Source organism: Edwardsiella tarda ATCC 15947 = NBRC 105688 (genome assembly GCF_003113495.2).
Lineage (GTDB): Bacteria > Pseudomonadota > Gammaproteobacteria > Enterobacterales > Enterobacteriaceae > Edwardsiella > Edwardsiella tarda.
Window position 1 is genome coordinate 1,658,863 of sequence record NZ_CP084506.1, and the last position, 19,010, is coordinate 1,677,872.

General features: G+C 46.9%; 24 protein-coding genes and 1 pseudogene. 14 read left to right on the plus strand and 11 right to left on the minus strand.

The window, feature by feature from the left end; genetic code table 11:
• Positions 1–65: 65 nt before the first annotated feature.
• A complete protein-coding gene (locus tag DCL27_RS07700) occupies positions 66–242 on the minus strand; it encodes an NUDIX hydrolase (RefSeq protein WP_161598457.1) in 177 nt (58 codons plus the stop codon).
• Positions 243–567: 325 nt separating this feature from the next.
• On the opposite strand from DCL27_RS07700, the gene DCL27_RS07705 reads away from it, so the two are divergent.
• Positions 568–1,053, plus strand: coding sequence for a hypothetical protein (locus DCL27_RS07705; protein WP_223931127.1), 486 nt, complete (start codon positions 568–570; stop codon positions 1,051–1,053).
• A 610-nt stretch (positions 1,054–1,663) separates the two neighbouring features.
• Positions 1,664–2,662, plus strand: coding sequence for a phospholipase D family protein (locus DCL27_RS07710; RefSeq protein WP_109691537.1), 999 nt, complete (start codon positions 1,664–1,666; stop codon positions 2,660–2,662).
• 450 nt (positions 2,663–3,112) lie between these two features.
• On the opposite strand, the gene DCL27_RS07715 is transcribed toward DCL27_RS07710, so the two are convergent.
• The 7 genes from DCL27_RS07715 to DCL27_RS07745 all read right to left on the minus strand — a co-directional run bounded on the left by DCL27_RS07715 (position 3,113) and on the right by DCL27_RS07745 (position 8,915).
• A complete protein-coding gene (locus DCL27_RS07715; protein ID WP_161598460.1) occupies positions 3,113–3,319 on the minus strand; it encodes a hypothetical protein in 207 nt (68 codons plus the stop codon).
• Positions 3,320–3,386: 67 nt separating this feature from the next.
• Positions 3,387–4,502 (minus strand): site-specific integrase, encoded by a 1,116-nt coding sequence (locus tag DCL27_RS07720; protein WP_035599850.1) that lies wholly within the window; start codon positions 4,500–4,502, stop codon positions 3,387–3,389.
• Positions 4,489–4,734 (minus strand): excisionase, encoded by a 246-nt coding sequence (locus DCL27_RS07725; protein WP_035599853.1) that lies wholly within the window; start codon positions 4,732–4,734, stop codon positions 4,489–4,491. The genes DCL27_RS07720 and DCL27_RS07725 overlap by 14 nt, the downstream gene beginning before the upstream one ends.
• 75 nt (positions 4,735–4,809) lie before the next feature.
• Positions 4,810–5,091: a RecE family exodeoxyribonuclease gene (locus DCL27_RS07730; RefSeq protein ID WP_035599856.1), complete on the minus strand. Its 282-nt coding sequence runs from the start codon at positions 5,089–5,091 to the stop codon at positions 4,810–4,812.
• Positions 5,092–5,288: 197 nt separating this feature from the next.
• On the minus strand, positions 5,289–5,912 hold the full coding sequence (locus DCL27_RS07735) for a Rha family transcriptional regulator (protein WP_080582854.1): 624 nt from the start codon (positions 5,910–5,912) through the stop codon (positions 5,289–5,291).
• An 823-nt stretch (positions 5,913–6,735) separates the two neighbouring features.
• Entirely contained in the window at positions 6,736–8,319 is a 1,584-nt protein-coding gene (locus tag DCL27_RS07740; RefSeq protein ID WP_146196425.1) for a P-loop ATPase, Sll1717 family, read from the minus strand.
• Between the two features lie 245 nt (positions 8,320–8,564).
• Entirely contained in the window at positions 8,565–8,915 is a 351-nt protein-coding gene (locus DCL27_RS07745; RefSeq protein ID WP_223931126.1) for a hypothetical protein, read from the minus strand.
• Positions 8,916–9,083: 168 nt separating this feature from the next.
• On the opposite strand from DCL27_RS07745, the gene DCL27_RS07750 reads away from it, so the two are divergent.
• Positions 9,084–9,344 (plus strand): hypothetical protein, encoded by a 261-nt coding sequence (locus DCL27_RS07750; protein ID WP_035601243.1) that lies wholly within the window; start codon positions 9,084–9,086, stop codon positions 9,342–9,344.
• Positions 9,345–9,372: 28 nt separating this feature from the next.
• Here the strand turns inward: DCL27_RS07750 and DCL27_RS07755 are convergent, their stop codons facing one another.
• Positions 9,373–9,696, minus strand: coding sequence for a hypothetical protein (locus DCL27_RS07755; RefSeq protein ID WP_035601240.1), 324 nt, complete (start codon positions 9,694–9,696; stop codon positions 9,373–9,375).
• Between the two features lie 473 nt (positions 9,697–10,169).
• Here DCL27_RS07755 and DCL27_RS07760 point away from each other — a divergent pair, with 473 nt between their 5' ends.
• The 3 genes from DCL27_RS07760 (at position 10,170) to DCL27_RS07770 (ending at position 12,270) form a co-directional block, all read left to right on the plus strand.
• The gene (locus DCL27_RS07760; RefSeq protein ID WP_211317616.1) at positions 10,170–10,682 is read left to right on the plus strand and encodes a hypothetical protein; all 513 of its coding nucleotides are present in this window, start codon (positions 10,170–10,172) and stop codon (positions 10,680–10,682) included.
• 17 nt (positions 10,683–10,699) lie between these two features.
• A complete protein-coding gene (locus tag DCL27_RS07765; RefSeq protein WP_211317615.1) occupies positions 10,700–11,725 on the plus strand; it encodes a P-loop ATPase, Sll1717 family in 1,026 nt (341 codons plus the stop codon).
• Between the two features lie 95 nt (positions 11,726–11,820).
• Entirely contained in the window at positions 11,821–12,270 is a 450-nt protein-coding gene (locus tag DCL27_RS07770; protein WP_035600943.1) for an ECs1072 family phage-associated protein, read from the plus strand.
• Here the strand turns inward: DCL27_RS07770 and DCL27_RS07775 are convergent.
• Together DCL27_RS07775 and DCL27_RS07780 are read right to left on the minus strand one after the other, a co-directional pair.
• Positions 12,239–12,436: a hypothetical protein gene (locus DCL27_RS07775; protein WP_146196424.1), complete on the minus strand. Its 198-nt coding sequence runs from the start codon at positions 12,434–12,436 to the stop codon at positions 12,239–12,241. The two genes, DCL27_RS07770 and DCL27_RS07775, sit on opposite strands and share 32 nt — an antisense overlap.
• 469 nt (positions 12,437–12,905) lie before the next feature.
• Complete coding sequence (locus DCL27_RS07780; RefSeq protein WP_181880786.1) at positions 12,906–13,577, minus strand: LexA family protein; 672 nt, start codon at positions 13,575–13,577, stop codon at positions 12,906–12,908.
• A 91-nt stretch (positions 13,578–13,668) separates the two neighbouring features.
• On the opposite strand from DCL27_RS07780, the gene DCL27_RS07785 reads away from it, so the two are divergent.
• The 8 genes and pseudogenes from DCL27_RS07785 (at position 13,669) to DCL27_RS07830 (ending at position 19,009) form a co-directional block, all read left to right on the plus strand.
• A complete protein-coding gene (locus DCL27_RS07785) occupies positions 13,669–13,848 on the plus strand; it encodes a Cro/CI family transcriptional regulator (RefSeq protein WP_035600948.1) in 180 nt (59 codons plus the stop codon).
• A gap of 44 nt (positions 13,849–13,892) precedes the next feature.
• Positions 13,893–14,408, plus strand: coding sequence for a YmfL family putative regulatory protein (locus DCL27_RS07790; RefSeq protein ID WP_109691535.1), 516 nt, complete (start codon positions 13,893–13,895; stop codon positions 14,406–14,408).
• Positions 14,409–14,599: 191 nt separating this feature from the next.
• The gene (locus DCL27_RS07795; RefSeq protein ID WP_035599935.1) at positions 14,600–14,779 is read left to right on the plus strand and encodes a DUF4222 domain-containing protein; all 180 of its coding nucleotides are present in this window, start codon (positions 14,600–14,602) and stop codon (positions 14,777–14,779) included.
• Positions 14,780–15,345: 566 nt separating this feature from the next.
• Complete coding sequence (locus DCL27_RS07810) at positions 15,346–16,215, plus strand: Rha family phage regulatory protein (protein WP_035599940.1); 870 nt, start codon at positions 15,346–15,348, stop codon at positions 16,213–16,215.
• Entirely contained in the window at positions 16,208–17,242 is a 1,035-nt protein-coding gene (locus DCL27_RS07815; RefSeq protein WP_109691533.1) for a helix-turn-helix domain-containing protein, read from the plus strand. The genes DCL27_RS07810 and DCL27_RS07815 overlap by 8 nt, the downstream gene beginning before the upstream one ends.
• Complete coding sequence (locus DCL27_RS07820; RefSeq protein ID WP_035601273.1) at positions 17,239–17,973, plus strand: replication protein P; 735 nt, start codon at positions 17,239–17,241, stop codon at positions 17,971–17,973. The genes DCL27_RS07815 and DCL27_RS07820 overlap by 4 nt, the downstream gene beginning before the upstream one ends.
• Before the next feature lie 267 nt (positions 17,974–18,240).
• A pseudogene (locus tag DCL27_RS07825) lies at positions 18,241–18,606 on the plus strand (DUF968 domain-containing protein); the annotation flags it as partial.
• Between the two features lie 16 nt (positions 18,607–18,622).
• Positions 18,623–19,009, plus strand: coding sequence for an antiterminator Q family protein (locus tag DCL27_RS07830; RefSeq protein ID WP_035600994.1), 387 nt, complete (start codon positions 18,623–18,625; stop codon positions 19,007–19,009).
• Position 19,010 lies beyond the last annotated feature (1 nt).

Genomic DNA, 19,010 nt, shown 5'->3' on the forward strand with positions numbered 1-19,010 from the left:
GGCAGTGATGCTGAGCGGTATAATCCCAGCCTGGAATACGATGGGGTGGAGGTTACCCGATGGTGTCAGAGGGGCGATGGAACCAGCGCGCTACCACCGGGTACCACCCATGATTCGATAAAGTCTGGGTTGTGAGCATCCTTGGTGCTGAGCAGTAACACGGATTGATTGCTGTTAATAAGAATAACTCTGACGGCATGCCTGGTCACGAAGTGCTCGCCGCGTTGCTCGGGGCCTGACATGTTTCCTCTGCTCCTGTATGAGCCCAAAAAGTCATATTATCAATTAATCTCGATGCTGAGCACTGGACTGCCGTATTTAGCTGGCTTGCCCCTGGGAGATTTAGACGATTAGGTACCTCGAAAATTTTTACCGTGAGTAGAGATAGCTCTGTAACGCTGACCATTAACCTCATGGGGGTAATGGCTACCCATTTCCCTGAATAGCCACCCCTGGCAAATGCCGAGTTTTTATATCTGAAACGATCTAGGGATAACGAGAGGGCGAATAGCACCATAGCCCTCCACCAGTGAACGGCGGCTATCCTGGTGGCGGGGTAATACGCTGGTGGGTGGCGTACTGCTGGCCATTCTGACTACGGCGATCAGGGTGACCATCATCTGGATGGGGTCTGGAAAAAACGGCATGGGGGAGTACGGCGAACGCCCGGCGCTGCGCGTCGATGAACTGCCGGTGATCAAGTCGTTCCTGCGCGGATCGGCTGCACCGAAATCGACCCAGTACAGCGACGATTTCTACCGCATGATGCAGCAGGCCAACCAGGTTTATGGCTCGGTGCAGCGCTGGAAACGGGAACGCCGGCTACAGGACAGCCGTGCGCTACAACGGGAGCAGCGCCACATCTTAGCCAGCCGGCCACGGCTTAACCGGACGCAGCAGCAGGTACGCCAGCTAAACAGCCAGATCCAGATGATACAGCTGCACACCCGCCTCAGCGCCGAGGAGAAACGCCAGCGCATCGACAAGCTACTGGCGCGCCGCAACCACATCGTCCAGCAGGCGGTGAAGCGGATGAATCGGTGGTTTGAGTAGATCTGATTTCATTAAGTCTATCCATTTGATTATTCGTTAAATTCATTCGCTATCGTGTTTTTTTAGCCTCCTGACATAGATCCTTACGCGGATCTTATGTTATCAGATAGATAATTGGTTATTGTTTTTCTAGACTATTTCATAATTCTTCCATATCTCACGGTTCTTCCCTATTAAGCATTATTACAGACAAAACAATAAACCATCTACAACAATATAATTGTTCATTTATTATTCGCTGATGTGTAGGTTTTTAAAGCAATAGCTATTGCCATGATTAGAATCATGTTTTTTATATTTAAAGCCAAGTCTATTTTTTATTATTTTCGTATAATTATATTTGTATGATGTATTTATGATCTGTCTTTGCTGTGGGTCTATACTATTTTTCTTAATCATATCAGACTTTCATTGCACGGTCGTTAATCAGAATGAGATGATATATTAAGAGTGTGTCTTTTTAACAAGTATATGGTTTCATCCCTATCTTGCTGAAGGAGAACGCTGACGCATTAACTAATGCAATAGAGTATTTCCTATCAGGTTGATTGTCGATTGTATTATAGTAAGTGTGTTATTTTATCAGGTAATCTATTGGTTAGAGGATATAATGAGAATAGTTTTTGCTGAAAAAATTGCAGAGTATATAAAAAATTGTTCCCCTGAATATATTGCTGTGGCTTTTGTTGGGGCTGATTGGCGAGAGTTTATTCCTGACTGGAAGAAAATAAAATCAATAGTGGTTTCACCAACGTTGGGATCAAACCCAAAAGCTATACATGAGATTGTAAAAGAATTGGGTTGGGAGAAAGTAGAGTTTCTTGATAATCTTCATGCTAAATTATATCTGGGAGAGAACAGTGCTATCAGTGGTAGTGCAAATTTAACTAAAAATGGTCTGTCTGGAAATATTTTACATGAATTATGTACGGTAACTCATAATCCACAACATCTAAAATCATTCAAGATTTTTTTTGACCATATTAGGTCTAAAGCTAAAGATAGCTATCCTACCGTTGAGCAGAAGAAGCATAAATTGGATGAATTGTTTCAGGTTTGGGGAGCGGCTGTTTCTCAAAAGCTACTTAATGATACTCATCATGCAACTCAATTTAAGGATTTTGAATTACTATCTAATAATCACTTCTATATCAGTTGGTATCAAATTTCCGACTGTGAGTACTCTGCGGAACTTCAGGGTGTTGAGGATTATATAGATGATAACATTCACTTTCTTCCTAGTGATAATATCGAGAAAAACCGTTGGGTGTTAACATGGAAAAAAACGAATGACGGAAAGCCACATAAGCGCGTAGCGCTAAATTGGCTTTATATACATGAGTTATTTGAAAATGGTATCGTGACACCGGGATATGGTTATACTAAAGTAGCTATTCAGCGAAAAGATCTCCAAAAACCGGAGCCACCTTTCGAATTAACTCCGGATGTAGTTAAGGCCTTTAAGGAAGTTGTCGCCTGCGGTGTCAATAGGAATTATTTTGTTCAACCCGATGATGAGTTTTATAATACTAATTATGGGCAAACACAATTGCCTAAACTTATTGATGATATGAAGGAAAAAATCAAAGATATTAATACGAGCAAATGACTTGAATAAGTGGTTTGTGCTTATTGTGATCATTAATAAATAATCATATGGTGATATGATCGTTGTTGATTGTTTTTGACATAGGATGAAGCGACTTGTCATCGTGGATGTTACGTATTTTATTACCAGAGACTATATATGCGACGTAGGGCTGTACATAAACTCTCAGCGATGGTTTAGGCGCGCCAGTCATTTAGCTTGGTTCGAGAGTGGTTTAAAGCCCCGCGGGGCTTTTTTCTCTCACTACTGTTCTGGATTTACCATAACATCTGATCGGCGTACCGCTCATCACTCTGCGTGATGATTTCCCAACCCAGTACGCCAAAAATCATCATTTTCTCCCTCGCTTTTCCTGCCGATGGCACCGTCCGATTTTTCCCCCACTGCATAACCATGCAACCCAATCCGCTGCGCCCGGTTTCGCAATGGATTGCCCGCCTAACCTCCGTTTTAGCCCATTTTCTTTTTAAGCGCAGAGTTCCAGCCACGGCATTGCTGATATTCAGTGAGGATGTTTCCTGAAGTGGTAAGGGCACCATTCGCTTTTTTGGGTGGATCAGCTAAAAGCTGCTCTAATGTCGCCTTCTCTTCTTCAATACGTCGCCAGATCTCCCATCTAGCACTATTCTTCGCTTGCGGCCTGGTGTAACTCGTCATCACATATGCCTCCAGTTGAGTGGGTTATTAACCTTACAATTAATTGTAAGCCTAGGTTGAGTAATTTTTATACTTCCTCCTCGTCCGGTATGTCGATCACATTCCACATGCTCTCCCGTAGATCGAGGTACTTCTCCGTCATCAGCCGGCTCTTGTGGCCGAGCAAGTGCTGGCAGAACTCCGTTCCGTACTGTGCCTGGTACATCCGTGAGGCGAGACTGCGGATCTCGTGGAAGGAGGGGGGATGGGGCGCGTGTACCAGCCCACTCTGATCGAGCAAGCGGGAAAAGCCCTTGCTTAACGTGTCCGGCACTAGCGGGCCGCCCGGTGCGCGGTGGAGGCGCGGGCGGCGGGAGTTGAGCAGGTAGTCGCTCGGCCCTTGAGCCCGGCAACGATCTAGCACCTCGCTCAGACGCAGCGCGTATGGCCCCAACTGAAGATGCAAGCGGGTGGTGATGGCCAGGCGGGCACCGGTCTTGCCCTGGATCAGCCACAGCTTATTCTCCCGGACATCTTGCCAGCGCAAGGTACAGAGATCTTCTCGCCGCTGACCGGTGAGCAGCGCCAGCTCGATGCCACGGGCCAGCCACGGTTTTTTGGCCTCGCCTTGTAATGCCAGACGGTAGACGGCTAACAATGTCTCTTCACTCAGGCGACGACGCTTGACGCGGATGGGAGGCGTGCGGGTCTGGGCCACCGGATTGTGATCGATAAAGCCTGCCGCGACCGCTTCACGAAATAGGGCGTTGAGGAAGGAGCGCATCAGGCTGGCGGCGGTGAGGCGGCCATCGAGTATGTAGGGGTGCAATAAGATGGCGATATCCCGCGTGCTGATCTGCGTCAGATAACGCGGCCCGATCATCGCGTGTACCGTTTTGCTCTGTGAGCGGCGGGCACGCAAGGTATTGGCCGCCACGCCGCGCTGTTCGAGACGTTGGAGGTATTCGGTGATCCATTGGCTGACGGTGGGGATCTCATGCGGATTGGGTAAGGGGCTAGGCGTGATCGCGGCGAGATAGTGATTGGCCTCCCGGGCTTGGCGGATAGCCTCACGCCGGGTGATGTAGCCTAAGGGCAGTTCACTGCCGGTGAGGGGATGGCGCCAGACGAAAAATCCGTGCCGGTTATCCAGGTTATCCGGCAGATTTTGCCTAGCGTCGTTGCCTCGGCTATTTTTCGCCATGTTTCAGTCGCTCCAGCAAGGTGTGGGGGGAGGCCGTCGTGGTTTTGGCGGCTTTCTGTTGCCAGGGGGGCAGGTAGCGGGCATCGCTCTGGATACGGTAGGCGCCGCCGTGGCGGTAGGGTTGCGGATAAATATAGCCGCGCCGGATCCAGCGCCGGACGGTGTCCACACAGGGCGGTTTATCGCCATAGTGCTGCTGCACCCACGTCTGGATAGTGAGGTAGGTTGTCATAGCCGGCTCCGAGAGTCTGGGGGATGCGTTTTAATAAGAGAGAGTCAGCCGCGTGTCTAGGGCAGAGGAAGGGGCTTAGCAAACAGGGCGGGGACGCTTTAACCAACGGTCGCCGACCAGGTGATAGCGGCGGCAAAACGCCCGGTCGAGTTTCCCTTCTGCGGGCAGTTTGATACCGACCGGCAGAGGCGTTCGGCGCGGGGTGAAGTAATCATCCAGATGCAGGGCGCTGGCCGTTAGCGCGCGGTAGAGTTGAGAATAGGCGACGCGCATACTGTCGGCCTGGCAGCAAAATAGCATGTCCTGCTGACCGGACTGTTTTTTGGCTTTAATAAAGAAGGCGAAATATTCAGGCATGGCGAGGCTCTCCTGGCGAAAAGAGGAAGCGGAAAGGGCGGAGCAAAGGGAAAATCAGAGGGATGATGGCCGGAGCACACGGGAGTTATCCGGCCAGCGGTACGGCTGGGAACGCTGGCGCGGTGGTGGTTATTTGCCTGTCTTGATTAGCGTGATATCAGCGAGCGCTTGCCGTATCCACCATACGCTTTGCCTTTCTACCGAATTCTCGGGTATTGCCCAGGCAGCAACTTATTGTTTAAAGATTTTTCGACATACGTCAAAAATATCGCTCCATCGATAAACCTATCGTACAGCCTCCCAGCTAACGGTGACTCCAGCTGGCGCAGGGCGGGATAGATCTGCTCTTTCCAAGCAGCCAGGATCACGCGGTAATGTAACGCCAGACATTGAAGGTTATATGCGTCCTGCTCTTCTTGACTGATGTTTTTGTGTGTCCGCCCAAGATAACCGGCCTGCTCTGGCCGTTGATGCCGTATCTGTGCCTCCATGCGGTTAAACTCGGCGATATACGCCTCTTTAAACGCGGCGGCACGCTTACCGGTGAAGCCCATGACCAGAAAGACGAAACCATCTTTGGTCATCTCGTAGTAGACCACTTGGCGCTCAGCACCACTGCCTATCGATTTATTTTTAACCATCCGCGAAAAGTTGCGGATGGTGAAATCTCTTGAGCAATCAAGGGATTCTACTTTTTGTACGACGTGATGGGCTTGCTTACCAAAATAGGCAGCGACGTCATCGGTAGTTGTCACCGCCCTGCCATCGTGGATCGACACTTTGGGAGGGCGGGTAATGTTTGAGGCGTGAGAGATGGTCATAGCTTGTATCCTTTTCTAGAGGATACCCGAATGGCTCGGGTGGCCGAGTGCTAGAAACTTGTACAAGCGGCAAGCGGGCTTATTCCCATTGCTGGTATTGTATTCGCCCACACTCGGCCATATCCGAAATATGACCATAAAAAATCCGCATGTCTGACAGGTGCGGGTTCCGGCTTGCAGGTGTTTCTAGCACCTGAGCGGACTATACCCCCGGCATCGCGGGTAAAACTAATTCCAATTTATGATACTTTACTTATAAATCATAGGAGTGCAATAAGGATAGTGGCTATCGGCCATCGGTTTCCCGGTATATGAGTAACTCAGGGTGGGCTGGTGCATACTCAGCTGCGGTCTGTGACTCACTGCCATGACGCCCGTTATGACAGTGCAGACCGCAGGTGAGCATGGTTATTTCAATTGCAAATTATATCCTTGGTTATTGTATATTACTTAATAGTTGATTGCGTGGTGTCATTATAATGACAGTCGCCTTGGTGCCAAAAGCGAGCGTTACTGGAATTATAAGCACCTACATTTATGAAAGAAAGTGTGAATATAATACTTATTTAAAATTACATTACAATATCTGAAAGTTCGTGTATCGAAACTATTTATATATAAACTAGTAAGAGCTGGAATATTCAAAAATTGCTTTTAATATTAGTATTTGTATAGTTGGATTGTACTCGCTTATATTCTTTTTCGTAAGGTCTATGCAGCATATCTCTAGTTTTATAGTTAAGCCTGTTAAAAGTCAGGCTTAACTAACAATGAGTGGCTTAATTCAGTCTGAACCTATAGTAAAAATATTGGAGACTATAAGCTACCGGTTACGCAGGTTTATACTTATTCCTGAATGCACTATAACTAGTCCTGTAGGATCTAGTCTATACTCATGAGCATCTTTTTTACTTGTTCGATGTTTAAAATGCGCATAACCATTAGTTCCATTAATACAACCAATCATGGAGCGATCATATAGTTCTTGTAGTAATTTTACAGGTGACAAGTTTACACAATTGTTTTCTATAAATTTAACAGCTTCCGAATAAGTACAGTCATACTTCAAACTAATGTCTTTTAAAGCATCGAAAATATTTTGAATCTGAAATGGGTTATAGAACGACGAAAGTTCGTTACTTAACTCCTTAACAAGTTCAGCTGAATACAACCCTAACAAATTATTAACATCCATTTTATTTAATGGTATCGAGTAGTAACCGGACTCAAGTGGTTTGAAGAAAAGTATCAAATCACGTGGTCGAATTAGTGTGTGGTCGCATACATACTTAAAACTTGTCTTTGGAGAGAAGTCATCATCTATAAGACTTTCCCATGGTGTATTTTTGTTTTTTAACTGTAGGTTTGCTTGGCGGAAAGCATTTGTAATCCGCTTATTTATCATTTTCTTAATGGCTAGATCGTTCTCATCAGACTTTCCAGCATTGTCATCCTCACTCCAAGATAGTCTTGTGGAGCAAGATGAGAAAATTTTAGATATATCAGCTGCTTGTGTGGATAAGAGTCGCTCCACATCATCTCTAATTAGTATTATAACTTTCGCGGATGCATTATTTTTAGCAAACACGGTATTATTTACATGTTTAGATGTTCTGATTAGCTGTATCAGTGTGTCTGTTGAGTTATTATCATTGGCATCAAAATCAATATCTAAATCATCAAAAAACAAAGCGTAAGAATTTTGATTATCCGTATTGAGCTTACTCGTTAAAACCTCTACAACAACTTTTTCCAAATGAGGTATCAATTTGTAGAATGCTGCTCTTGATTCTTTAATTTGTATGTCAGAATTAAACTTCCCTTTGAAAAATCTCTTAAATTGCTCAATGCTGACCTCAAAGGAATGTTTCTTTATTAACTCAACTATTTCACCTGTATTTATGTCAATGTAACCACTATTCTTTTTGAGGAATTCTTGCAGTAATTTGTATCCATTTGCTTGAGCAGCAGCTTCATTCTCAAAAAACATCTTGATGATATTAGTGTAAATTAGCCATTTAAATAAGTGTTCTTTTGTATGCTCCGAGTTATGTTCGTTGCCTAACTGAACGAGCTTTTCCAAACTTAAATTATCTTGGCTAACAAATGAACAAAATAAATTGGCTTGTTCGATTGATGACAAATATGTATATTCTGCAAATGCACTTTTCCCGCAACCTTTGCGTCCAATCAATATAAATTTCTCGTCAGAAAGTTCTTCGTAGAGATTGTGAAGATCTTCATAAACATCTCGCAAATTGACTTTTGACGTTGGCAACGATTCTGCCTCTGCTTCAGGTGCACCAATATAGAGGGCATTTTTTTCCTTGCGTATAAAATTTTTAAATACCATTTTAGTTCCTAATACTCTTTCTTGGATTAACGTAGCCAAATAATGTGTTAGCATTTGGCTTTTCTTTAGATAAATTATTAATGATACTCTAAAAACAAAAAAAATCCATTACTAGAATGTTAAAGGACTAGCCAAAGGATATTAGCGTTTCCGGCAACAATGATGTCCGTTCCTCGCTCTTAGCGGACATCTAAACAGATGGCCTCCAATGTCACCCGTGGTAAACGGTTTACCACGGGTAGACTTGGCTCCCATCCATCCCCTCAATACACGCCGATACTCCCCACCCAATAGAACCCTCACACCGGCAACTCCCTTGCCAACTGCGCCAGGATCTCCCGCTTACCCGGTAGACGGTTGCTTTGGTGGACCTGTTGCCAGGCGCGGCGTTGGGTCTTGGTTTTATGTTGGAGCAAGACATCGATCTTGCTGGCGGGGATGCCGAGTAGGGTGGCGATCTCCCGGCGTGCGCATTGGTGCAGATGCAGCTGGTAAATGGCGCTGACGATGGCGTAGGAGTAGCTGCGGCGCAGACCAATGTTAAAGCGCTGCGGTACTCTGCGCCGCTGTGTGGGTTCGCTCGGCACGGGACGAGGGCAGGGTATCCATCTTGCTCCATTACGGATGGTGGCGCGTTGGCGTAGGCTCATAGGCGTGGGAGCTTGCCCATCCTATGGATGTAAGTGTGGAGTCGGTTAAAGGATCGCCTCTTTCACCGGTGTATGGTGGTGTTGCCGGATTCTTACCCGTGTCCGGCGCACGAACTCCACTTGGAGCATGGAGATCTCCACTGATTAACCAACCCTATGGAGAGTAAAATGGAAAAACATAACCTAATACCACCGTTTGATAGCGTTAATCTTGACTGTCGTATCGCCGCGTTAGAGATTATCTTGAGCTTAATCATTAAAAGCCTCTCTCCAGCTGATCGTACTGCACTTAGTCACTATGCAGATCTTGAACTGGATAGAATAAAACAGGATGTCTCTTTTGAACGATACCCAGATCTTGCGCAGACTATTAAGGACTGCTATTTGTCCGAGACAACGCCGCTGCGCGAGCCCAATATCGAAGATTAACGAGTGAAGGGTGAGAAATCACCCTTTATTAGATGAGGTCTAGTAGTTTCTTTACGGCCTCTTTTACCTCAGCCCGCAAATACTTCTTGATATATACCTCTGCATATCCAGTCTCTGGGCTTTCAGCCACTTTTTCCTCAATCCGACGTAACCCATCAATTAAATTGACGAGTCCAGAGCGTGTTTTAAGGAAGTATGCTTTGGCTTCATCTTTCTCCTTATTCTGAAAATTTTCCCACTCGGCCAGTTGCTCCTGACTCCAGTTTTTATCTGCGGGTCGGCAGAACACATGAGCACTGATGGCGTTTCCACATTCTTTGCAAATATATGCTTTGGTTGTCTGGTTATCCATGGTAGTACCTCTACTTGTAGAGATGGTCACAACATCTTTACCTTGTCTAATTATTGTTGATACATATTGAGCTTTATCGAGTATTCATTCTGCTCTCCTTATGGAGTATCTGGTGATAAAGAGGGGCTCGTTTGAGCAGGGGCATATCCAGCTGCGGTCTGTTATTCACCGTCATGATTAGTACTTATACATCATTAGAGAAATCGTAACGAGTCAAACTAAAGGACTTTTTGTAGTGAAAATAAGCATCAGATTGTACAAAAAATAGTTAATTTATCCTGGATTTTTCAATTTATTGGCTGGGTACTCTTTCAGACTAAGTAATAATCAGCTATCTTTAGACGCGTAGTGCCATATGAAATTGATTGGTTAACATGTTGATTATTGCTGATGTGAATTATTCAATCAATGGTTATATGGCTGAGTGAAAATTATTTTAGAAAGATGCTTGTATTATATGGTGGATTTGCTTTATGAATACTTATATCTTCAGGAAAAATGATGAGATTGGTAAAATGGAAGCTGAGTCAGATTCATTCTTAGACTCTTGTTTCTATGAGACAGATATCTTTCGAGGGATCATGAATTTTGATCCATCAGAAAGAAATCCAGATTTTACAAAAAGGATTATTGTTGGAAGAACTGGCAGTGGAAAGTCAGCTCTTTTAAAAAAAATAATTGATGAAGATACTATTAAAGTTTACGATAAAATAGAAGCTGAGAATACTATTTTTGAGCATGTAAAAAATAATGTTTTTATTTCATCGTTAAATGATAACGGCATTGATTTAAGAGTTTTTTATAAATCATTGTGGCTGCATGCCTTGCTTGTTAAAGTTATTCCCGCATTGCATAGATCTAGCTATCAAAATTTTTTCAACAGGATAAGTTCGTTGATTGGTGGTAAGAGGAAATCATATAATCCAGATTTGGCAAATGAATATATCGAGCAATTTAAAAATGTTTTTTTAATGATAAAGCATTAGTTGAAATAAGTAATAAAATGCAAGATGAGCTATCTGCTAAAATAGGAGTGAAGGGGATATCTCTTGGAGGGAAATTATGTCAGGAAGAAACCCAAAAAGTTCAATCAGAGACATCTAGTTATGTTAGTAGAGAGTTAATCAGGAAACAAAAAGAGTTAATAAAAATACTAAATGAAGAATTCTCTGGAGTAGGGCAGCATCGTATTATAATTAGTATCGATGATCTTGATCGTTCATGGTTAAGCTCTAGTGATATAAGATATGATTTTATAAATGCTCTGCTTGAGGCATTTAGAGAGTTACTTGATATAAAAACAGTGAAGATCTTGATATCTATCAGAACAGATATTCTTATGGGGATTTACAATAAAACATTGAGGCAGGATGAAAAAGATCAATCGTTGATATATGCGATATCATGGAATAAAACAGAGATCAGGGAAATTGTTGATAAAAGAATCAATCATTTAGTTAAGAATAAATATCAAGGTGCTAAAACTGTAACGATAAAGGATATTTTTAACTTTGACGTTGATGGTGTCTCTGCAGATGATTATATCCTTGATAGGACTATGCTAAGACCTAGAGATGCCATTAGCTTTATTAATTATTGTTTTAGAGAGTGTGATGGTAATGTTAGTATAAATAAGGATATTGTGTTGATGGCTGAAGAAAAATATTTTTCTTCGAGAAAAAGAGCATTGATATCAGAGTGGGCAAGTATTTATAAAAATATATCTGATTATATTGATTCACTATCATTAGTGCAAGTGAGTGAGTTTTCTTTATCTTCGATATCTGATATTGATAAAAATAAAGTATTAACTTATATACTTGATAGAGTTTCATCGACTACTGAAGATTATTTACACTCTAAAATAGTAATGAATTTTGATGAGTTAGTTAAAGTGTGGTTTATTATTGGAGTAATAGGAATAAAAAAAACAGACTCATTGATAATATATTCATCATATGATAAGCCAGATCTAGATATAACAGATATGAATAGGATTTTTGTTGTTCATCCTCTATTTAAAAGATGATTTTTCTAGGTTGTGATAATTAGAGCCTGATCGTTTTACCACCTCAGGCGGCAGTGGTATCTTGGCGTTCTCACACACCAAAAAAAGGAAAAATCATGAGACATGTTAAATATTCAGATCTTTATCAAGCACACCTAGATACTATTCATGAGGTAAGAGCTATCCCAAAGATGGGATTAGTCTCCAGAGATGATTTGGATCAGGTAAAAAACAGAGCTGTGCTTCTTACTACCCTTGATGTTGTATTAGCCATACATCGACAAGAGCATGGATCGGCTTTCAACCCTCTCCAAGGTAAAGCCGCTCTTAGTCATTTACTACTTCAGCTCTATAACTGGAGTGGTGATCAAGTTAGGGCGTTGAGTCTTGAAGATATTCTCATTGCCCTTCAAAAAAAACTTGATATCAAAAACCAGCCTCAGTCGTATCGAAACTTCTTAGATGAGATCCACGCGAATACCTTCATTGTCGCCTTTGATGACTTCATCAATGAAGAATGGAACCCTAACCATTCTAAAGAATATTTACTGATGCCTGCTGAGTAAGACGATTAATATTTTCAACGGTAATCTGAAGTTGTTGTTCCAGAAAAATTTTATGGTCTAAAGCGGATCTGAGATCATCAGCCGCTTTAGCTTTTTGTTTCATCCATGCAAAAAGCTCCTCATTTGACATGTTGCCAGCTATTACTTTGGGCTCTTGCTTTTCCATAACTCCCCCTCATCTTCACATCGCTGTTGGTAGTACCACTTGTCATCCATATAGACACTCACAAATGCCTATGTGGATGCGTTAGCACACTTGCCATAACCGTCTTTCCTTTTCACGCCAGAGGTCCCTCTCGGGCTGGGCTAGTCTTCTCACCGACCGGATCGCACCCGGTGATACACCGCTTTTATGCGTTGGGGTCGAGTTATTGCACGGTGTGCTGTTCCGACTTTGCTGATTGTTAAAGAGCGGAGCGTCCGGTAGGGCGCTTTTTGCTGTCTGTTAATCATCCTGCTATCCATTTACCATCCGCAGTAGCCTCGTTGTCATCTGTCAGCTTGTTAGTACCTTTAACAACTCAAAACGTACCTTTAGTTACCTTTGTTGTCAAGTGCGCTCGGTACCTTTGGTTACATTATGGTATGAAAAAAAGCCAGATTAGGATCTGGCCTTTTGCAACTGATTTATTGGATTAGATATTTTGCGTTATCTGGACGACTTTTCCAACAATACGGCAATTTCCGGTTATCTGGATTGGCTTAAAGAGCGGGTTTAACGGCATAAGGTATGTGTAGGGGCTATCCCATACTAATTTTTTTACTGTGGCTTCTGATGAACCATCTAGAACAGCTACAACTATTTTTCCATATAGATCATCGATCTGATCATAATGTGGTTCGACAATGACGATGGAGCCTTCTGGTATTGAGGGGAGTCCGTTGGGGTTGGTCATTGATTCACCTCGAACGACTAAGCCAAAAACCTCATCGGAGACATTGGCCGTTGTCTGTGTCCAAGATATGACGTCGGAATGTTTTGAGCTTGCGTAGGTTTCAGTCCATGTCCCAGCCTGAACTGCAGAAATGATAGGTACGGCAACTGGTGGTTTTAGATATGGGATCACTCGGGTGTCATCTTTTATCTCATCTGGGGATGCGCTACTGCTTCCATAGAGAAGCCACTCAGGCGCTACCTGCAGGGTTGCTGCCAGTTGATGCAGGTTTTCTCCATCAGGTTTAGTTGTTCCATTTTCCCACTTTGTGACAGATACGCGACTGACTCCGAGCCGTTTGGCTAGAGCCTGTTGAGTGATGTTGAGCTGTATCCGTCTGGATCTGATTCTGTCTTTCATTTCTGTTTTCATGTAACCAATGTTACAGGCTTACGATGTAACTATTGTTTGCTATTTGTGGTACCTTTTGTTACCTTCTGGTGTCAGATAACGAGGAGGAGCCATGCGTAAATCAGAGGTGATAGCGCATTTTGGGGGTGTTTCAAAAACAGCCGGAGCCTTAGGCATATCGCACCCAGCGGTATGCCGCTGGAAAGAAATCATCCCTGAAAAACAGGCTTTGAAAGCAGAACGTATCTCCAACGGGGTTCTGAAATATAACCCCGCCATGTATCAAAAATAATACCGAAAGGAATAACGGGCAGTAACTACCGAGAGGGAAAGACGATGGTAGACATCAAGGCAACGATCAAAGAGATGTGCAAGGCATTTCCTGGCGGTCAGAAGGCGATGTCAGAGCAACTTGGCATGACCTATGACGCGTTCCGCAACCACCTGGATCAGAAGTGCGCCAGCCGGTTCTTCACATTGGCAGAGATAGAGCGGATGGAGGATGTCTCCGGGACGTCACTGCTGGCTGAATACCACGCCGCGCGCCGGGGGAAACTGCTGGTTGATATTCCTGTACTGGAGCAGATCGACAACGTGGAGCTGTACGAGCATTCCATGCGGGAGCTGGTTGCCGATGGTGAGCTGGCGAAAGCAAAGGTCGAAGCCGCCGCTGACGGGGTGATTTGTGGTGCCGAGCAGCGGACGTTAATGACGCTGTTCTGGCGGAAGATGCGCCATCACGCGTGTGGGTTCTTTGCCTTCATGGCCCTTAATGGTGCCGCAATTGCTGATGACTTGGCGCACCGGGAATGCCGTCCCAGTGCGCCTGCGCATAATTCGTATGGAGATTAATATGCATGAACATTCTAAGCCCAAACTGCCCCAGTGCGCAATTTCGGTGCCGGATCGCCGATGGCCGTCTGAGCTATGAGCAAATCGTAGCGGGGCGGGGAGCTCCTGGCAACAACCAATCGCGCCGTGGATTGGTAGTCAGCCGTGAGGCGGTGGCTATCGCCTGGGGGACGTTTTACGGGAGGAGGATCATGGCTAAGTATCCGCGAGTCGGCCATCTGTACCAAGACGTGTATGGCCATACTGTGCGCGTGATTGCGACGTGTGCAGAGAGGCAACTGGTTACCTATCAGCGAACTGAACCGGCCTATGGCTGGACGATTAACGCGGCCTTGGTTGTGTTCAACGCCCGTTTCAGGAGGCTAGCATGAGCATTGATCAACGATTAATCGCCCACTGGCGGGTGGGTAGGTACGATCAGATTTTGACATCCGCCGGGTTGTGCTGCTTCAGCCAGTCCTTGAGGGCGGCATCCATGCGTGTTTGCCATCCACGTCCGGTTGAGCGGAATGCGGCGATGACCTCCGGGGAGTACCGGATAGTGGCGGATTGTTTAGTTGGCTTATCGGATGATGGTCTTCCGCGCCGAACACGTTTTTTGCCGTCATACAGGTCTGCACCGGCAAAGAACGCCTCATCCAGCTCTGGCGCATCATCCGGATCAACCCAGGTACTTTTCAAATCTTTTAATTTCTCGCTCATTGGCTTTCCTCATAGAGATAATGCGCCGCACGTTACCGCGTGGCGTCCAGACCATGACAACAATTCTGGCATCCAGTTTCCCTACGGTGATTTTTCTGATCTCCCCATAGTCCTGGCGGCAGTCTTCGGCGGTGAAGTGCATCCCCGCGAAGATTTCACCGGCTCTGGCGAAATCAATGCCGCGTTCCAGCAGCGTTTTCTCCCGCTTGTTCTGGTCGTATTCAATTTTCATACAATTAGTGTAGTTACATTAAATCGGAAGTCAAACGTTGATTCTTTAAATTGCGGGCGCTACACTGCGCTAGCAGCGGCAAAATCCGTTGCCGGGATTGGCGTCCTGGAATTTTCCACAGCGCACGACCGCGCCATTGCGGTTTTTTTGTGTGCGATGCACGGCTACATCCAGATTATGGTGGGCCGGGCAGGGGCATCGAAAGATGCGCCGGTATCTGTGGAAGCCGGTTACGCCAACCCTGTCCGGTTCACCACCAGTCAGATTGGCGTCTGTGGTGGTGATTGCCCAAATCATTCCACAGAGGCTGCCATCATGGCTACGATCCCCGTCCTCGCTCACCCTGAAATCACCGTTATCAACGGCCAGGCCGTTACTTCCTCTCTGGCTATTGCCGACTATTTCCTCAAGCGTCACGATGACGTTCTAAAGAAAATCCGCACTCTCGAATGCTCCCCCGATTTTCGTGCCCGCAATTTTGCGGGGACATCGCTCACAGTCAACCAGCCTAACGGCGGTATACGCAAACTTCCCTGTTATCAAATCACTCGCGATGGTTTCGCGTTCCTGACGATGGGCTTTACCGGCAAGCGGGCGGCCCGGTTCAAAGAAGCCTACATCACCGCCTTTAACCAGATGGAAAGGGCCCTAAACGGTGCGCCAGCGCTACCAGGTCCCGCACACAATGCGCACGCTGTATATCTCTACATGACAGAGATCCACCGGGTGTGGATGGCTCACCTGTACCCCATGCTGGTGGCTTCCCAGTCTCCCTTGGCTCACCGCCTGCATGACTACATCAACGATGGTCTTTTCGCCTCAGCGCTTGTCGATCGTTCGCTGAACAGCAACAAGGAGGTATGCGATGAGTAGCAAATTGCATGGCCTGGTATGGGAAGGGTGTGCCCATGCTGGTCTGATCCTTTCTCGCGTGGCTGTGATGGCACGGTTAGCGGATTACAGCAACGATGAGGGGCTGTCGTGGCCGGCGGTGGAGACTATCCAGCGTCAGATAGGCGCCAAGAGCAAGACCACAGTTTCGGCGGCGATTGATGAGCTGGCGCGTGATGGCTGGCTGACTAAGACTGCCCGTAAGTCTGGTGGGCGTGATCTGAGCAATGTTTACCAGATCAATGTCGATAAGCTGGAGGAGGCGGCAGCGGTGGCCCGCATGGGTAATAAGTCCAAAAAGCGGAGTGAGCGTGTTACCCCCCCAAATATTGCCCCCCCAACGGTTGAGGGGTTAACGGTTGACCCCCCAAGTATTGACCCCCCAACGGTTGAGGGGTTAACGGTTGACCCCCCAAATATTGACCCCCCAATCGTTGAGGGGTCAACCATTGGTAAAAATCCCCCTGTTGAGGGGTCAATGGTTGACCCCGATCCGTCAGTTAAAACAGATCCGTCAGTAAAAAGATCTTCTTGTCCGGACGCTGCGCAACCGGACGAGCCTGACAGCGATAGCGATCATGATTTTTTGTCTCGTCATCCAGAGGCGGTGGTGTTCAGTGCCAAGAAACGCCTATGGGGCAGGCAGGAGGATCTGACCTGCGCCGAATGGATATGGGGGCGCATCCTTCGACTGCACGAACAAGCCGCAGAATACGATGGGGAGATGGTCAGGCCCAAGCCCCCCAACTGGATAGCCTGGGCTAACGAGGTGCGCCTGATGTGCGAGCTGGATGGGCGCACTCACCGGCAGATTTGCGAGCTGTTTGGCCGAGTAAACCGTGATCCGTTCTGGTGCCGCAACGTACTGAGCCCGGCGAAGCTGCGTGAGAAATGGGATGAGCTGGTGATCCGCCTGGGGGTACCGGGAGCGGGTGCGCAGGACCGCTCACTGAAAACCCTGCTGGGGGCGGAGTGGAACACGGAACAGGGATGGGAGGACGTGCTATGAAAAGTCTGGTTTCTGCCGTACAGCGTCGGGATGCCGCCGCACTGTCCCGCATGGTTGGTCAGCCCCTTCAGGCGCGGGTGGTGAACGGTAACGCTGAAAAGCTGGTGGATGTGCTGTTCGAAAATCTGCTGCTGCTGTTCCCGGCGTCGCGTAATACGGTGTTTGCCGCGCCGGATGAGGTGGCGGCGATGAAGCGCCAGTGGATCACGGCGTTCGCGGAAGGGGGGATTACGACGCTGGAGCAGGTCAAGGCCGGTGTCAGCATGGCCCGCCAGCACGGTGGGGATTTCTGGCCCTCCTGCGGGCGCTTCATGGAGTGGTGTCGTGAGGGTGTGCGGGGTGCTGGTGGATTGCCCTCTGACGATGAGGTGCTGGCTGAGTTCCACCGTTATGCCCGCGATAAGGCCCGCTTCGCCTCTCCGGAGGCGTTCGACTGGGCACACCCGGTGATGTACTGGGTGGTGCTGGATGTGCGCCAGCGCATGTACCGTTACAACTACACCGAGGCCGAGGTGCTAAGGGCGATCAAGGCGCAGATGAAGCAGTGGGCCAAGGACATGGCGGCTGGAAAAGTGATCCCACAGCCGGTGGTCCGAATTGCCGATTGCCGCAGGCCAAAGACGGCGGCGGAGCTGGCAGGGAATGCGGAGCATTACCAATCGGTCGGGCTGGCTGCGTTAGCCGCGATCCGCCAGAAACTGCGAGAGAGTTCAGGGGAGGGCGCCGTATGACAATTACGCGTGCAGCAATCGCCGATGCACATTGCCGTCAGGCAGAAGCGTTGGCATCTCGCGGGTTGTATCGTCGTGCGCTTACTGAATTGGCCAGGGCCGCGACATACGCCAAAGCGTCACAGATCGACAATATCGTGGCGCGTCGCAACGAGCTATCACGGCATGTACGTGGGAACTGTTATCAGCCTGGTGATCCGCGAATGGACTATGACAACTGTGTGGGGGAGGCCTGTGAGCCTTAAATCAAACAGGGGGGCGGCCGTACAGGCCGTTATCCCACAGCCGGTGATCAAGCTGGTGGCAGATGAGGCACCGGCCGCGGGGTTTATGCTGCGGCCCAAGCTGCTGCGCTGGGAGAGTAGTAAATACACGCGCTGGGTGAAGACACAGCCGTGTTGCGGGTGCGGAAACCCTGCCGATGACCCACATCACATCATCAATTCGGGATTGGGGTTGGGCGGCATAGGAACTAAGACGCATGATTTGTTCGTGTTCCCACTGTGCCGGCGGTGCCATGACGAGTTACATCGTGATGTGGGTGGCTGGGAGCAGAGGAACGGCAGCCAGTTGGTGTTGTTGGTGCAATTTCTGAATAGGGCGTTGGGGATAGGAGCCATAGTGAAGGCGTAATGTGTGGAGCGTGTGGATGCGTGATATTTCGAAAGTATTGGAGTGTTGGGGAGGATGGGCTGCTTCTGATCACGCAGGGGTAGACTATTCTCACATTGCCGCCGGATTCAAAGGACTATTGCCCCAAAAGGGTAAAATGAGGCTGTCATGTACGGATGATGATGGCCTTATCATTGAGGGGTGTCTGGCCCAGTTAAAGAAACGAAAGCCAGATGAGCACTCTCTGCTGGTAGCTCATTACCTCTATGGCATTTCAAAACGGAAGATTGCCAAACATCGGAAGAAATGCGAAAAGCAGATACGTGTAGAAATGTTGCTTGCAGAGGGATTCATTGAGGGGTGTTTGTCTATGTTGGATGTTTGTTTGGAGATGGATTGTGTTGTAGAGAAAAGATTTTTATAGC